Here is a 16,734-nt window from a genome sequence, read left to right as displayed (position 1 = left end):
GAGGCGTTGTCGGGTGAGGTGGTGGCGCGTTGGTCGGCCGGTCGTGATCTGTTCAACGCGTACGGGCCCACCGAAACCACCGTCTGCGCGTCCATGAGCCGTCCGCTCACCGCGGCGGACCCCGTGGTGCCGATCGGCAGCCCGGTCATCAACAGCCGGCTCTACGTCCTCGACGCCCGCCTGCGACCCGTACCGCCCGGTGTCATCGGCGAGCTGTACCTCGCCGGCGCGAGCCTGGCCCGCGGGTATCTCGGTCGTCCGGGGTTGACCGCGGAGCGGTTCGTGGCGGCTCCGTTCGGTGCGGTCGGGGAGCGGATGTACCGGACCGGGGATCTGGTGCGGTGGCGGGCGGACGGGCAGTTGGAGTACGTGGCCCGGGCCGACGACCAGGTCAAGATCCGCGGGTTCCGTATCGAGCTGGGTGAGGTCGAGGCGCGGTTGGCGCGGCACGGGAGCGTCGGTCAGGTGGCGCTGATGGTCCGTGAGGACGTCCCGGGGGTGAGACAGCTCGTCGGTTACGTCGTTCCGCGTGGTGGGCACGACGTCGATCCGGCGGAGTTGCGCGCGTACGTCGCCGAGGCGCTGCCCGACTACATGGTTCCGGCGTCGATCGTGGTGTTGGCGGAGTTCGCGCAGACCCCGAACGGGAAGCTGGACCGCAAAGCACTGCCGGCGCCCGACCTGTCGGTGTCGACCTCGGGTGGCCGTCAGGCCCGCACGGAGAGGGAGGAGGCCCTCGGGGCCATCTTCAAGGAACTCCTCGGGCTGACCTCCGTCGGGATCGACGACAGTTTCTTCGACCTCGGTGGCGACAGCATCATGTCCATCCAGCTCGTCAGCCGCGCCCGCCGAGCCGGACTGGTCATCACCCCGCGCCAGGTGTTCGAGCACAAGAACATCGCCGCCCTCGCGGCCGCCTCCGGCAGCCTGGACCAGGTCGTCGGCGAAGGCCCCGACCTCGGCATCGGCGAGGTACCGCTCACCCCGACCATGCACTGGCTCCGCGAACGCGGCGGACCCATCGGCCGGTTCAACCAGTCCACGCTCCTCCAGGCGCCCGCCGGCCTCACCGAGGACCGGCTCACCGCCGCCCTCCAGACCCTGCTGGACCACCACGACGCCCTGCGCGCCCGACTGGTCCGGGACACCGGCAGCTGGCGGTTCGAGGTGCCCGAGCGGGGCACCGTCGACGCGACCGGGCGGGTACTGCGGGTGGACGCCGCCGGACTCGACGCCCTCGCCCTGCGCACCCTGACCTCCGCGCAGAGCGAAGCCGCCTGGGGCCGCATCGACCCCGACGCCGGAGTGATGCTCCAAGCCGTCTGGTTCGACGCCGGAACCGACGCACCCGGCCGGCTGCTCCTCGTCGCCCACCACCTGGTCGTCGACAACGTGTCCTGGCAGGTCCTGATCCCCGACCTCGCGGCCGCCTGCGACGCCCTCGCCGAGGGCCGCGAGCCGGCGCTCCAGCCGACCGGCACCTCGTTCCGGCGCTGGGCCGAGCACCTGGTGGAACTCGCCCACAAGCCCGAACGGGTTGCCGAACTCCCGCTCTGGGAGGCGGTACTGGAGGAACCGGACGCACTGCTCGGCGATCGTCCGCTCGACCCGGGCCAGGACGTGTTCGCCACCATGCGGTTCCTGACCACGAACGAGGAGCCCGAGCACGTCGCCCCGCTGCTGACCTCGCTGCCCGCCGCCTATCACGCCGGCATCAACGACGTCCTGCTCACCGCGCTCGCCCTCGCCGTCGCCGACTGGCGGGCGGGCAGGGGGGAGGAGGACGAGAGCGCCGTCCTGGTCGACCTCGAAGGACACGGCCGCGCGGACGTCATCGAAGGCGTGGACCTCTCCCGCACCGTCGGCTGGTTCACCAGCCTCCACCCGGTCCGGATCGACCCCGGCCCGCGCGACCCGGCCGAACTCGACCGTGGCGGGGACGCCGTCGGCGAAGCCCTCAAGGCGGTCAAGGAACAACTGCGGGCCCTGCCCGACCACGGTCTCGGCCACGGATTGCTGCGCCACCTCAACCACGACACCCGGGAGGTCCTGCGGGACCTGCCCGGACCGCAGATCAGCTTCAACTACCTGGGCAGGTCGGCCCCGGCCGGCAACGGCGCGAGCGCGCCCTGGACACCGGTCGCCGACGCCGACATGGTCGGCGGCGCCGACCTCGAAGGCGGCCGGCCCGACCCGCAGACCCCGCTGACCCACGCCCTCGCCGTCAACGCGATGACCGAGGACCATCCCGACGGGCCGCGCCTGCTGCTCGTCTGGTCCTGGCCGCAGACCCTGCTGCGCGAACAGGACGTCAAGGAACTGACCGCGTGCTTCTCACGCGCCGTGCGGGCGCTGGCCGCGCACGCCGCGCACGCCGGCATCGGTGGGCTCACCCCGTCGGACCTCTCGCTGGTCCGGCTCAGCCAGGACGAGCTCGACGCCTTCACCTCGGGCATCGGGCCGGTCGCCCCGGACGACTGGGACGACGAGGACGAGGACGACTTCACCGACGAATGGGAGATGGCCAAGTGAGCAGGTCCACGATCGAGGACGTCCTTCCGCTGTCACCCCTGCAGGAAGGCATGCTCTTCCAGGCGCTGTACGACGAGGAGGGGCCGGACCTCTACGTCCACCAACTCCTCCTCGACCTGGAGGGCCCGCTCGACAGCCGCGCACTGCGACTCGCGGCGCGCTCGCTCCTGAAGCGGCACGCCAACCTGCGCGTCGGATTCCGCCACGACAGCTCCACCGAGCCCGTCCAACTGGTCCACAGCCGCGTCACCGTGCCCTGGGAACAGATCGACCTCAGCGCCCTGGACGAGGACAAGCGGCAGGCCGAACTCGCCCGGCACGCCGACGAGGACCGGGCCCGCGGCTTCGACCTGACCCGCCCGCCGCTGCTGAGGTTCACCGTCTTCCGCCTCGGCCCGGACCGGTTCCGGCTGATGCTGACCAAGCACCACATCCTCATGGACGGCTGGTCGGTGCCCGTCCTGGTGCGCGAGCTGTTCGAGCTGTACGGGAGCAAGGGCGACCCGGTCGTGCTGCGCCCGGTCACCCCGTACCGCGACTACCTCGCCTGGATCGCCGCCCAGGACGCGAACACGGCCCGCGAGGCCTGGCAGTCGGCGCTGGCCGACATCGACGAGCCGACCCTGGTCTCCCCGGTCGACCGCGGCCGCGGCCTGGTGCGACCAGGCTGGCTCCGGCACGAGGTGCCGGTGGAGATCACCAGCGGCCTGCTGGCGCTGGCCCGCAGCCGCTCGCTGACCGTCAACACCGTCGTCCAGGGCGTCTGGGGCCTGCTGCTGTCCACCCTCACCGGCCGCGACGACGTCGTCTTCGGCGCCATCGTCTCGGGCCGCCCGCCGGAGATACCCGGCGTGGACACCATGGTCGGCCTGTTCATCAACACCCTCCCGGTCCGCGTCCGGTTCCGGCCGCAGGAGACGCTGCTGGCCGCCCTCACCCGGCTCCAGGACGAGCAGTCCGAGCTGCTGGCCCACCAGCACGTCCGGCTGACCGACGTCCAGCAGCTCTCCGGCCACCAGGAGCTGTTCGACACGACCCTCGTCTACCAGAACTACCCCGTCGACCCGACCACCGAGGAACTCGTCGTCGACGGAGTCCGGTTCAGCGGCGTCGACGGCCGCGACGGCGCGCACTACCCGCTCAACCTGGCGGCCGGCCTGATGGGCGACGACCTGCACCTGCGCCTGTGCTACGCCCCCGATCTGTTCGACGAGCAGGCCGCCAGGGCCGTCCTCGACCGTCTCGTACGCCTGCTGACGGCCGTCGTCGCCGACCCCGAGCAGCCCGTCGGCCGCGTCGACGTCCTCACCCCGGCCGAGCGCCGGCGCATCCTCGGCGACTGGAACGACAGCGCCCGCGACATCACCCCGCGGACCCTCCCGGAGCTGTTCGCCGCCCGTGTCACCGAGCACCCCGACGCCCCCGCGCTGCTCTTCCGGGACACCACCCTCACGTACGCCGAGCTCGACTCCCGCGCCAACCGCCTGGCCCGCCGGCTGATCGACGAGGGCGTCGGACCCGAACAGTTCGTCGCCGTGTCCGTGCCCCGCTCGGTGGAGCTGATCATCGCTCTGTGGGCGGTGCTCAAGGCGGGCGCGGGTTACCTCCCGCTCGACCCCGAGTATCCGGTCGACCGGCTCGCGTTCATGGTGGAGGACGCCCGGCCCAGCCTGCTGATCACCACCGGGGCCACCTCCCGGCTGCTCGGCGACGCCGCCGGGGACACCCCGCAGCTGGTGCTCGACGCCCCGGAGACCGCCCGCGCGCTCGGCGCGTACGACAGCGCCGACATCACGGACGCCGACCGCGTCGCACCGCTGACCAGCACCCACCCCATGTACATCATCTACACCTCGGGATCCACGGGGCGCCCCAAGGGCGTCGTCGTCCCGCACCACGGCCTCGCCAGCCTCGTCGCGACGCAGGCCGACGCCGTCCAGGCCGGCCCCGGCAGCCGGGTGCTGCAGTTCGCCTCGGTCAGCTTCGACGCCGGCTTCTGGGACATCTCCATGGGCCTGCTCTCGGGCGCCGCCCTCGTCCTCGGCCCCGCCGACGACCTGCTGCCCGGCGACCCCCTGGCCGACCTCGTCCGCCGGCACCGCGTCACCCACGCCACCCTGCCGCCGGTGGCCCTCGCCTCACTGCCCGCCGGCCCGGACGTCCTCGCCGGCGCCACCCTCGTCTCCACCGGCGACGCCTGCACCCCCGAGCTCGTCGCCCGCTGGGCGCCCGGCCGCCGACTGCTCAACGGCTACGGCCCCACCGAGACCACCGTCGGCGCCACCATGAGCGGCCCGCTCGGCGTCGGCGGCACCCCGCCGATCGGCAGCCCCTTCGTCAACTCGCAGGTGTACGTACTGGACCGCTGGCTGCGCCCGGTCCCGCCCGGCGCCGTCGGCGAGATGTACATCGCCGGAACGGGCCTCGCCCGCGGCTACCTCAAGCGGCCCGGGCTGACCGCGGAGCGGTTCGTCGCCAACCCCTTCGGCGCGGCCGGAACCCGCCTCTACCGCTCCGGCGACCTCGGGAGGTGGCGCGCCGATGGCCGCCTGGAGTTCGCGGGCCGCGCCGACCACCAGGTCAAGGTCCGCGGCTTCCGGATCGAGCTCGGCGAGATCGAGTCGGTGCTCACCGGCCACGACAGCGTCCGCCACGCCGCGGTGATCGTGCGCGAGGACGAGCCGGGCGACAAGCGCGTCGTGGCGTACGTGATCGCCGCCGAGGACCGGCCGGCCGACCCGGACACGCTGCGCGCGCACATCGCCGCCTCGCTGCCCGAGTTCATGGTCCCCGCCGCGACCGTCGTCCTCGACGAGTTCCCGCTCACCCCCAACGGCAAGGTGGACCGCAAGGCGCTGCCCGCACCCGAGCTGGCCGGGTCCACCACCGGACGGGCCCCCGAGACCCCCGAGGAGGAAGCGCTGGTCGCGCTCTTCGCCGAAGTCCTGGGGATCGAGCACATCGGCGTCGACGACAGCTTCTTCACCCTCGGCGGCCACTCGCTGCTCGCCACCCGCCTGGTCAGCAGGATCCGCTCCGACCTCGGCGTCGAACTCGCCATCCGTTCCCTGTTCGAGGCACCCACCCCGGCCGAGCTCGGCCGGCGCGTCGCCGCCGCGGGCGGGGCCCGGCCCCCGCTGCGCGCGGGTACCCGGCCCGAAACAGTGCCCCTGTCCTTCGCCCAGCGCCGGCTCTGGTTCCTGGGCCGGATGGAGGGCCCCGGCGCCACCTACAACATCCCGCTCGCGGTCCGGCTCCGGGGCACCGTCGACCACACGGCCCTCGACGCCGCCCTCGCCGACGTGGTCGCCCGCCACGAGAGCCTCCGCACCGTCTTCCCCGCGCCCGACGGCGAGCCCCGCCAGCAGGTGCTGCCCGCCGCAGCCGCCCCCGTCGCGTTCGCCTTCACCACGACCACCGAGGACCGGCTCCCCGCCCTGCTGGACGCACGGGCCGGCCGCGGCTTCGACCTCGCGGTGGACCTCCCGCTGCGCGCCGAGCTGTTCACCGTGGCCCCGCAGGAACACGTGATGCTCCTGGTGATCCACCACATCGCCACCGACGGCTGGTCGATGGCCCCGTTCGCCCGCGACCTGGCCACCGCCTACGAGGCCCGGACCGCCGGCCGGGCACCGGCCTTCACCCCGCTGCCGGTGCAGTACGCCGACTACGCGCTGTGGCAGCGCGAGGTCCTCGGCGACGAGAACGACGGGCGCAGCGTCGCGGCCCAGCAGCTCGACTACTGGCGCCGCACCCTGGACGGCCTGCCCGAGCAACTGGACCTGCCCACCGACCGGCCCCGCCCCGCGGTCCTCGGCAACAGCGGAGCGGGCGTGACCTTCTCCCTGGACGCCCGGCTGCACGCCCGCCTGGCGCGCCTCGCCCACGACGGCCGGGCCAGCATGTTCATGGTCCTCCAGGCCGGTTTCGCCGCCCTGTTCGGCGCGCTCGGCGCGGGCAGCGACATCCCGATCGGCACCCCCGTGGCGGGCCGCACCGACGACGCGCTCGACGACCTCGTCGGGTTCTTCGTCAACACCCTGGTCCTGCGCACCGACACCTCCGGCGACCCCACGTTCCGCGAGCTGGTGGCCCGGGTGCGGGAGACCGACCTCGCCGCGTACGGCCACCAGGACATGCCGTTCGAGCGGCTGGTCGAGGTGCTCAACCCGACGCGGTCGCTGGCCCGGCACCCCCTCTTCCAGGTCCTGCTGTCGGTGCACAACAACACCGAGGCCGAACTGCGGATGCCCGGGCTGGCCGCGAGCGCCCACGCCGCGGACAACCACGTCGCCAAGTTCGACCTGGAAGGACACCTGGGCGAACGGTTCGACGCCGCGGGCTCGCCCGCCGGCATCGACGGCGTCCTGCAGTACAACACCGACCTCTACGACCGGGCCACGGTCGAGCTCCTGCTGGAACGGCTGGTGCGACTGCTCACCGCGGTCACCGACCGTCCGGACGAGCCGATCGGCCGGGCCGACGTGCTGGAGCCCGCCGAGCGGCAGCAGGTCCTGCACGGATGGAACGCCACGGCCGAGCCCGTGCCCGACACCACCCTGACGGAGCTGCTGGCCGGGCAGGCGGCGCGCACCCCGGACGCCGAGGCCCTGCGCTTCGAGGGCAGCTCCCTGACCTACGCCGAGCTGCACGCCCGCGCCGACCGCCTCGCAAACGTCCTGCGCGCCCGGGGCGTCGGGCCGGAGAGCGTGGTGGCGCTGGCCGTGCCGCGCTCGGTCGAGCTGGTGGTCTCGCTGCTGGCCGTCCTCAAGGCGGGCGGGGCCTACCTCCCGGTGGACCCCGACCACCCGGCCGACCGCATCGCGTTCATGCTGGCGGACGCCGCCCCGACCCTCCTGCTGACGACCGCGGCGACCGCGCCCCGGCTCCCGGCCGACCCGGCCGTGCCCCACCTGCTCGTCGACGGGGCGGACCTGGCCGCGTCGGTTCCCGCCGAGGCCGCCGGGGCCGCGGCACCTGCCGCCGACCATCCGGCGTACGTCATCTACACGTCGGGTTCGACGGGTCGTCCCAAGGGGGTGGTGGTTTCCCATCGGGGGATCGTGAACCGGTTGGTGTGGATGCAGGACCGGTTCGGGTTGGCCGGTGATGATCGGGTGTTGCAGAAGACGCCGTCGGGGTTCGACGTGTCGGTGTGGGAGTTCTTCTGGCCGTTGGTCAGTGGTGCGACGTTGGTGGTGGCGCGTCCGGAGGGGCATCGGGATCCGGTGTATCTGGCGGGGTTGATCCGTGCGGAGCGGGTCACGACCGTGCATTTCGTGCCGTCCATGTTGCAGGTGTTCCTCCAGGAGCCCGCCGCTTCGGCGTGCACCGTGCTGCGCCGGGTCGTGTGCAGCGGCGAGGCACTGCCCGAGGAGCTTCAGAACCAGTTCGCGCGTCTGCTGCCGGACGTCGGCCTGCACAACCTCTACGGCCCCACCGAAGCCTCCGTCGACGTCACCGCCTGGGAATGCGCCGGGGGCGCCGGCCCCGTACCCATCGGCCGTCCCGTTCGGAACACTCGTACGTACGTCCTGGACGCGGCCCTGCGCCCGGTCGCCCCGGGCGTGTCGGGTGAGTTGTACCTGGCGGGGGTGCAGTTGGCCCGTGGTTATCTGGGGCGGCCGGGCCTGAGCGCGGAGCGGTTCATCGCGGATCCGTACGGTCCGGCGGGCTCGCGGATGTACCGGACCGGGGACCTGGCGCGTTGGACCGCGGGCGGGGTGTTGGAGTACCTGGGTCGTACCGATGACCAGGTCAAGATCCGCGGCTTCCGCATCGAACTCGGCGAGATCGAGGCGGCACTGACCCGCCACCCGGCCGTCTCGAACGCCGCGGTCCTGGCCCGCGAGGACCGCCCCGGCGACCGTGCGCTCGCCGCGTACGTCGTTCCCGAGCCGGGGACGGCGGCGCCGGGCGCCGACGAGCTGCGCGCGTACCTCGGGCAGCTGCTGCCCGAGCACATGGTGCCGGCGGCCTTCCTCGCCCTCGACGCCCTGCCGGTGACCACCAACGGCAAGCTCGACCGCAAGGCCCTGCCCGCCCCGGACCTCGCGGCCGGGGTCTCGGACCGGGCCCCGCGCACCCCGCGCGAGGAGCTGCTGTGCGCGCTCTTCGCCGAGGTCCTGGGCCTGGAGCGGGTCGGCATCGACGACGACTTCTTCCACCTGGGCGGCCACTCGCTGCTGATCATGCGGCTCGCGGGCCGGATCAGGGAGACCTGCGGCGCCGAACTCACCGTCCGCAGCATGTTCGAGGCGCCCACCGTCGCCCGGCTCGCCGAGCGGCTCGGTACCGACACCGTCGACGACGCGCTGGAAGTGCTGTTGCCGCTGCGCCCGCAGGGCTCGCTGCCCCCGCTGTTCTGCGTCCACCCGGGCCTGGGCATCGGCTGGGTGTACTCCGGCCTCGTCCCGGCGCTGGAGCCGGACCGCCCCGTCTGGGCGCTCCAGGCCCGCGGCCTGACCGGCGAGGACGAACTCCCCGCCACCTCGGCCGAGATGGCCGAGGACTACGTCGCGCGGATCCTCGAGGTCCAGCCGTCCGGCCCCTACCACCTCCTCGGCTGGTCCTTCGGCGGCGTGGTCGCCCACCTCATCGCCACCCGGCTTCAGGAACAGGGCCACGAGGTCGCCCTCCTGGCCATGCTCGACGCCTACGCGAGCGGCACGCGGCAGGCCGACCACGACGGCGAGGAGTTCCGCCGCGAGCTGGCCGAGGCCCTGCGGGGCGGCGGTGACGGGTTCGCGGGCCTTCAGGAACGGCACCTGGCGGCCGTCGAGCGGGTCGCCGCCAACAACGGCCGGCTCCAGGCGGACACCGCGGGGTTCGGCCGCTTCCGGGGCGACGTCCTGTACTTCTTCGCCACCGAGGGCCGGGGCGAGGACGCGCCGTCGGTCGCCTCGTGGGAGCCCCACGTCGACGGGCGGATCGACGTGCACGACATCGCCTGCGCCCATGAAGACATGACCCGGCCCGAACCGGTCACGCAGATCGGCCGGCGGCTCGCGGACCGCATCCGCGGGGAAAAGAGGAGTTGACAGTGGAGCTGGCAATCCAGGCGGAGGGACTCCGCAAGCGGTACGGCGCCCACGAGGCGCTGCGCGGTGTCGACCTCGCCGTCCCCGCGGGCTCGGTGCTCGGGGTGCTCGGCCCGAACGGCGCGGGCAAGACGACGACCGTCCGCATCCTGGCGACGCTGCTGGAACCGGACGCGGGCACGGCGAGGGTCGCCGGGTTCGACGTGGTCCGCGACCGTCGCCGGGTGCAGCGGGCGATCGGTCTCACCGGCCAGTACGCGGCGGTCGACGAGCAGCTCACCGGCCGGGAGAACCTCCGGATGGTGGGCATGCTGCTGCGGCTGTCCAGGGCAGCCGCCCAGGCGCGGGCCCGGGAACTGCTCGAGAAGTTCGACCTGGTGGAGGCGGCCGACCGACCGGCGGGCACGTACTCCGGCGGCATGCGCCGCCGGCTCGACCTGGCCGTCAGCCTGATCGGCGATCCGGCCGTGCTCTTCCTCGACGAGCCGACCACCGGGCTCGACCCGGCCAGCCGGATCGCCCTGTGGGCGATGATCCGCGAGCAGGTCGACGCGGGCGTCACCGTCCTGCTGACGACCCAGTACCTGGAAGAGGCCGACCAACTCGCCGACCGGATCGCGGTCGTGGACAACGGGCAGGTCATCGCCGAGGGAACCGCCGACGAGCTGAAGAACAAGGTCGGCGGCGAACGCCTCGACGTGGGCCTCGCCGACCCCTCCCAGCGGCCCGCGGCCGCCGCCGCGCTCACCCGCGCGGTCGGCGTCGCGCCGGTCGCGGACGACGACGGCCGAAGCCTGTCGGTGCAGTTGGCCACCGGCATGGAGGACATCGCGGAAGCGGCGCTGGCCCTGCGGGCCGCCGGCGTCGAGGTGGTCGACTTCGCCGTCCGCCGGCCCTCCCTGGACGACGTCTTCCTCCACCTCACCGGCCACGCCGGCACCAAGAACACGGAACGGAGCGCGGCATGAGCGCGGCGGTCGAAGCGGTCCAGGACGGCGCGGTCTGCGTCGAACGGCACCTGCGGCACCTGCGACGGGCCCCCGGCCGGCTGGTCAACGCGGTCCTGCTGCCCATGGTGTTCGTCCTGCTCTTCGGCGTGCTGTTCGGCAGCGTCATCGAGGTTCCGGACGGCGGCTACGCCGAGTTCATCATGGCCGGCATCTTCGTCCAGAGCGTCCTGACCGCCGTACCGGACACCTCGGTCGGCGCCGTGGAGGACCTGCGCAACGGCCTCGTCGACCGGTTCCGGTCCCTGCCCATGTCGGGTGCCGCCGTACTCATCGGGCGCACCGTCGGCGACACCGCACTGCGGGCGATCAGCTGCCTGGCGATGGCCCTCGTCGGCCTCGCCATCGGTTGGCGCACCCATACCGGCCCGCTGAGCGTCGCGGCCGGCTTCGGGATCCTGCTGCTCTTCGGCTTCACCGTCGCCTGGCTCGGTGCGCTGATCGGACTGTCCGTGGGCGACCCGTCGACGGCCTCGTCCGTGCCCGCGCTGCTGCTGATGCCGGTGATGTTCCTGTCCAACGCCTTCATCCCGCTCACCGGGCTGCCCGAGTGGCTCCGCGTGGCGGCCGAGTGGAACCCGCTGAGCTCCGTGGTCGGCGCCTGCCGCGAACTGTGGGGCAACCCGGCCGCGACCGCGGGCCACTCATTCCCGAACGACCATCCCATCGCGCTCAGCCTGATCTGGATGGCGCTGCTGCTGGCCGTCGCGGCACCGCTGGCGACCCGCAAGTACCGCACCGCCGTCGCACGCTGACGCTCCACCTAGGGGGAACACCACGTCATGACCGACACGATCGCCGAGCCGCTCACCGCCACCGCCGTCCCGGCCCCCGCCGCCGACGTCACGCCCCAGCCGCTCAGTTACGGCACCTACCTGGAGGTGCCCGGCCTGCTGGAACTCCAGCGCCCACGCACCGACGCCCACGACGAACTGCTGTTCATCGTCACCCACCAGGCGATAGAACTGTGGTTCTCCTGCGCCCTGCACGAACTGGAGCAGGTCCGCGCCTGCCTGGACCAGGACCTGCTCAGCCGGGCCCGCTGGGGTCTGCGCCGGCTGACCCGGATGAACTCCCTGTGGCTCGGCCACCTCGACGTGCTCGCCACCATGACCCCGGCCGGCTTCAACGAGTTCCGCGGCGCGCTGGGGGAGTCCAGCGGCTTCCAGTCCGTACAGTTCCGCGAGCTCGAAATGCTTTCCGGCCTGCGCGACCGCCGCTACCTGAACCTGCCGGGCGCCACCGTGGACGAACGGGAACGGCTGCTGCGCCGCTTCCACGAGCCCTCCCTCAACGACGCCTTCCACGCCCTGCTGGAGCGTCGCGGCCTGAGCGTCGAGAAGCTGTTCGCGCCGGGCGCGCCCGACGAGGAACTGCGCGACACGGCCGAGGACCTCCTCGCCTACGACGCCCTGTTCCACCAGTGGCGCTACCAGCACTGGATGCTGGTGGTACGGGCGCTGGGAACCCGCCCCGGCAGCGGAGGCAGCGCCGGATCGGAGTTCCTGCGCACCACTTTGGACAAATGGTTCTTCCCCGAACTGCACGAGGCGCGGAGCCAGGTTCACGCGGCGCCCACGGGGGAGACCACAGCCGAGGGCGACGGCGACGTCGTCTACGGATGCCCGATGGGCTACGGCCCGGACCCCTCCTCCTGACACCCCTACCGCGATAGGAACCGCATGCGCACCGCACCCGCCGACGCCAGCCGTAGGACGAGCCGCCTGGCGGCCCGCGCCGACCTCCACCCCGCAGCCACGGCCCGGCAGAGAGCGACGGGCGCCGCCGCATGCGTCTGGATGGTCCTCTTCGCGGCCTTCCACGCCTACTGGGCCCTGGGCGGTACCTACGGGCTGCCGCCGGGCGAGTCCCTCGTCGACAACAAGCCCCTGTTCATCATCGACCTGATCGCCATCCCGATGAACCTCGGCGGAGCCGCCCTCGCCCTCGCCCTGGTCCAGCGCTGGGGCCTGTTCTTCCCGCGCAAGCTGGTCCTGTTCGGGGCCTGGGGCTGCGCCCTGCTGATGGTCTTCCACGCCCTGCCCGCCATGGTCGACCTCGCGGTCTACCTGGCCGGCAGGCGCAGTGGGCCGCTGGAGGGCATGGACCGCTTCGCCGTCCTGCTCTACGAGCCCTACTGGATGCTCGGCGGCCTGCTGTTCACCGCACTCGCCGTGGCCTTCCAGCGGCGCACCCGCCCGCCCCGGCCCGAGGAGGCCTGACCGACATGAAGACCGAGACCACGGCACTGGAGCGGCTGCTGCCGCGCTACGACCATCACGAGCGGCACTCCGTCGCGGTGCGCGCACCGCGCGAGAGCGTGCTGCGGGCCGTGGACGAGACCCGCTGGCGCGACGTCCCCCTCTTCCACGCGATGATGGTGGTCGGCTCCCTCGGCACCAAACGCGACAAGGCCCAGGAGCCCTTCCTCGGCTCCATGACCGGCGGCGGCTTCACCGAACTGCACCGCGGCCCCGGCGAACTGGTCGTCGGCGCCGCCGTGTCCGTCCGTGAGCCCAAGGGGCCCGCCGAACTGGCCGAACCGGCCGGCGAGTCCTTCGCCGCCTTCGAGCGCCCCGGCCACTACAAGGTCGCCTTCAACTTCCGTTACGACAACGGCCGGCTGATCACCGAGACGCGCGTGCTCAGCACCGACGAGGCGACCCGGCGCAGCTTCGCCCGCTACTGGACGCTGATCCGGCTGCCCGGCGGCCTGATCCGCCGCGAGTGGCTGCACGGCATCCGCCGCCGCGCCGAATCCCCGTCGGACCGGACCCCCTGACCGCGTGCGCGTCGCGCACGGACCGAACTGAGAGCGGACATGACCACTACGACCGAGACCATCGGGACCGGCCCCGGTGTCCACGGCGACCTCGACGCCGTCGACCTCACGGACCCCCGGACGTTCGTCACCGAGGACCCCGCCGCGATCCACGACCTGTGGCAGCGGTTCCGCACCGAGCGGCCCGTCCACCACCACCGTGCCACCGCGGGCCTGCCCGGCTTCTGGGCGCTCACCCGCCACCACGACGTGATGGCCGTCTACAAGGACACCACCCACTTCACCTCCGAGCGCGGCAACGTCCTCTCCACCCTGCTCCAGGGCGGAGACTCGGCGGCCGGCAAGATGCTCGCCGTCAGCGACGGCGCCCGCCACCGCGCCATCCGGAACCTGATGCTGAAGTCCTTCTCCCCGCGGGCCCTGCGCCACGTGGTCGAGCAGGTCAACACCCGCACCCGCGACCTGCTCTCCCAGGTCGTCGACCGCGGCGACTTCGACTACGCCGAGGCCATCGCCGAGCACATCCCGATGGGCACCATCTGCGACCTGATGGCCGTACCGCCGCAGGACCGCCAGCGGCTGCTGGACTGGAACAAGCAGGTGCTCAGCGCCGACAGCAGCGACGGCACCGCCGACGAGGCGTGGTTGGCGCGCAACGAGATCCTGCTGTACTTCTCCGACCTGGCCCGCGCCCGCCGCCGCAACCCCGGCGACGACGTCATCAGCGCGCTGGCGACGGGTGAGGTGGAGGGGCGTCCCCTCAGCGAGGAAGAGATCATCTTCAACTGCTACAGCCTGATCATCGGCGGCGACGAATCCAGCCGCATGGCCTCCATCGGCGCGGTGCTCGCCTTCATCGAACACCCCGGCCAGTGGGAGGTCTTCAAGGCCGGCGGGGTGAGCGTCGAGAGCGCCACCGAGGAGGTGCTGCGCTGGACCACCCCGGCCATGCACTTCGGCCGCCGCGCCCTGGTGGACGTGGAGATCGACGGCCACACCATCGCGGCCGGCGACATCGTCACCCTGTGGAACACCTCCGCCAACTTCGACGAGAACGTCTTCGCCGACCCCCGCCGCTACGACCTGGCCCGCACCCCCAACAAGCACGTGACCTTCGGTTTCGGCCCGCACTTCTGCCTGGGCGCGTTCCTGGGGCGCGAGGAACTGAAGGCCCTGCTGTCGGCCCTGCGCGACATGGTCGCCTCGATCGAGTCCCGCGGCGAGGCCCGCCGGGTGTACTCCAACTTCCTCCACGGGCACAGCAGTCTGCCCGTCGCCTTCCGGGCGACCTGAGAACGCGCACCGGACGGGCGGCGCACAGAACGAAGGGGCCGGGGTCCACACCCCGGCCCCACCCCGCCCCCTTGCCGCCGGTCACCTGCCGGGAAGCCGCCGCTGGGCCTTGAAGATGCCGAACACCACCCGGATCACCAGCACGCAACTGACCACCAGCAGGTTGTAGCCGATCAGCTGGAACAGCGTCAGGGAGTCGTTCAGCGGCGGCCCGTGGTCCGTGTCCAGCAGCAGGACGCCGATCAGCCCCGTCACCCCGCCCAGGAACGCCAGCAGCACGTCGTGCACGAGGGAGCGCACGAACCGCCGGTCCCGCTCGTCGGCGAGCAGCCTGACCTGCACCCCCAACCGGCCGTGCTCCAGCGCGTTCGTGATCCGCTCCAACCGGCGCGGCAGCCGGCGCAGCATCGGCGCGAGCGCGAGCGCCTCCTCCGAGAGGACCTGGCCGATCGAGCTCGGGGTCAGCTTGCGCTCCAGCTGCCCCGCGGCGAACTCCCTGGCCTCCGCGACGATGTCGAAACCCGGGACCAACTGCTCCATCGCCCCCTCCAGGGTGGCGAGCGCCCGGAAGGTCGCGGCGATCTCCGGAGGCACCGTCAACCCGTGCCGGGCCACCAGCAGGAACAGGTCCGCGAACATCTCCCGGTCGGGCCGCACCCCCGGCGTCAGGTGCCGGGCCATGAACCGGCCGAGCGCCCGCTCCAGCCGCATCTCGTCGATGTCCTCGCGCCGGTCGACCAGCTCCAGCAGCGCGTCGGACAGCGCCACCGGGTCGCTGCGGTGGATGGCCAGCAGCAGGTTGCGCAGCGCGGCACGCAGCACCCGGTCGATGCGCCCCACCGACCCGAAGTCGAGCAGGCCCAGCTTGCCGTCGTCCAGCAGCATGATGTTGCCGGGGTGCGGGTCGGCGTGGAACACCCCGCCGATCATGATCTGCTCCAGTACGCACTCCAGCAGCTGCCGGGCCATCTCCGTACGGTCCAGCCCGCGCTCGTCGATCACCGCCCCGGCCGCGTTCAGCGGTACGCCGTCAAGGCACTCCAGGACCAGGATCCGGCGGGTGCACAGCTCCTCGTGCACCAAGGGCATGCGGACCGTGGACGCCATGTCGGGACGCTCGTTCGCGGCCCTGATGGTGGCCATGTTGCGGGCCTCGATCCGGAAGTCCAACTCCTCGTTGAGGGAGTTGGCGAAGCCCACGGCGAGGTCGACCGCACCGAGGTCCCGGCCCCAGGAGGTGTGCTCCTCGAACTTGCGGCTCATCCGGAACAGGATGTCCAGATCCCGGTCGACGACGGGCCGGGCGCCGGGCCGCTGCACCTTGACCACCACCTTCTCGCCGCTGGTCAGCCGGGCGCGGTGCACCTGGGCGATCGAACCCGCGGCGAGCGGCTCGCGATCGAACTCGGCGAAGAACACCTCCGGTTCCTTGCCGAGTTCCTGCGTCAGCACGCGTTCCACCTCGTCCCAGGAATCCGCGGCCACCTGGTGCTGGAGCTTCGTCAACTCCTCCACGAACTCGCTCGGCAGCAGGTCGTAGCGGGTGGACAGCACCTGGCCGAGCTTGACGAAGGTGGCGCCGGCCTCCTCCAGGGCCAGCCGTACGCCGGCCGCCAGCTGCTCCCGGTCGGCCGTCGCCTCCGGCCCGCTCCGCCCCCGGCCGCGCAGCGCCCCGCCCAGGCCGTGGCGTACGGCGATCCGGCTCAGCTGGGTGTACCGGCGGGTCCGGGCGACCCGTCGGCGCAGGGCCTGCGGCCAGCGCACCACCTCCGACAGCGACCCGGAGGGCACCACCATCTCGGAAAGGGCGAGGAAGACCACCGCGACCAGCACGGTCAGACCGATGTGCACGGAAACGAGGGCGCCGCGACGGGCTTCGCCCATCGCGGCTCCGATCAGGCCGCCGGCTCCCATGGCGACCAGTCCGGTGAGTGCCGCCCGCACCTTGCCGATCCGCAGGCCCAGGAGGCGGCGGGCGCCGACCGCGAGCAGCGCCACGGTCAGGACGAGGGTGATGGTGGCGATGAACAGGAAAACGGTCAGCTCCATGGGCGTGCGCCGCCCGGCCCGCGCCCCCCTC

General features: G+C 72.6%; 9 protein-coding genes. 8 read left to right on the top strand and 1 reads right to left on the bottom strand.

All coding sequences use genetic code 11. The features are described 5' to 3' along the window. From ACFY0I_RS37655 to ACFY0I_RS37620, 8 genes are all read left to right on the top strand, one after another. The coding region (locus ACFY0I_RS37655) for a condensation domain-containing protein (protein ID WP_388904176.1) at nucleotides 1-2,532 on the top strand (2,532 nt) is incomplete at its 5' end. Further along, nucleotides 2,529-9,572: an amino acid adenylation domain-containing protein gene (locus ACFY0I_RS37650; protein ID WP_388904175.1), complete on the top strand. Its 7,044-nt coding sequence runs from the start codon at nucleotides 2,529-2,531 to the stop codon at nucleotides 9,570-9,572. The genes ACFY0I_RS37655 and ACFY0I_RS37650, both read left to right, overlap by 4 nt. A 2-nt stretch (nucleotides 9,573-9,574) precedes the next feature. Next, nucleotides 9,575-10,540 (top strand): ATP-binding cassette domain-containing protein, encoded by a 966-nt coding sequence (locus ACFY0I_RS37645; protein ID WP_388904174.1) that lies wholly within the window; start codon nucleotides 9,575-9,577, stop codon nucleotides 10,538-10,540. Then, nucleotides 10,537-11,334, top strand: a complete 798-nt coding sequence (locus ACFY0I_RS37640) for an ABC transporter permease (protein WP_362881540.1) — start codon at nucleotides 10,537-10,539, stop codon at nucleotides 11,332-11,334. The genes ACFY0I_RS37645 and ACFY0I_RS37640 overlap by 4 nt, the downstream gene beginning before the upstream one ends. A 27-nt stretch (nucleotides 11,335-11,361) precedes the next feature. Continuing rightward, nucleotides 11,362-12,237, top strand: a complete 876-nt coding sequence (locus tag ACFY0I_RS37635; protein ID WP_388904173.1) for a tryptophan 2,3-dioxygenase family protein — start codon at nucleotides 11,362-11,364, stop codon at nucleotides 12,235-12,237. Between the two features lie 24 nt (nucleotides 12,238-12,261). Next, the gene (locus ACFY0I_RS37630) at nucleotides 12,262-12,801 is read left to right on the top strand and encodes a DUF3995 domain-containing protein (protein WP_388904172.1); all 540 of its coding nucleotides are present in this window, start codon (nucleotides 12,262-12,264) and stop codon (nucleotides 12,799-12,801) included. A gap of 5 nt (nucleotides 12,802-12,806) precedes the next feature. Continuing rightward, a complete protein-coding gene (locus ACFY0I_RS37625; RefSeq protein WP_388904171.1) occupies nucleotides 12,807-13,361 on the top strand; it encodes a hypothetical protein in 555 nt (184 codons plus the stop codon). A gap of 39 nt (nucleotides 13,362-13,400) precedes the next feature. Next, a complete protein-coding gene (locus ACFY0I_RS37620; RefSeq protein WP_388904169.1) occupies nucleotides 13,401-14,654 on the top strand; it encodes a cytochrome P450 in 1,254 nt (417 codons plus the stop codon). An 81-nt stretch (nucleotides 14,655-14,735) separates the two neighbouring features. Here ACFY0I_RS37620 and ACFY0I_RS37615 read toward each other — a convergent pair whose 3' ends face one another. After that, nucleotides 14,736-16,703 carry an ABC1 kinase family protein gene (locus tag ACFY0I_RS37615; protein WP_388904168.1) on the bottom strand — a complete coding sequence of 656 codons (1,968 nt, stop codon included), beginning with the start codon at nucleotides 16,701-16,703 and terminating at the stop codon, nucleotides 14,736-14,738. Between the last annotated feature and the right edge of the window lie 31 nt (nucleotides 16,704-16,734).

The organism is Streptomyces sp. NPDC001568 (assembly GCF_042893755.1).
In the GTDB taxonomy this organism is placed as follows: Bacteria; Actinomycetota; Actinomycetes; order Streptomycetales; family Streptomycetaceae; genus Streptomyces.
The sequence above is the reverse complement of the archived record's forward strand: the minus strand, read 5'-3'. Positions and strand labels throughout refer to the sequence as shown.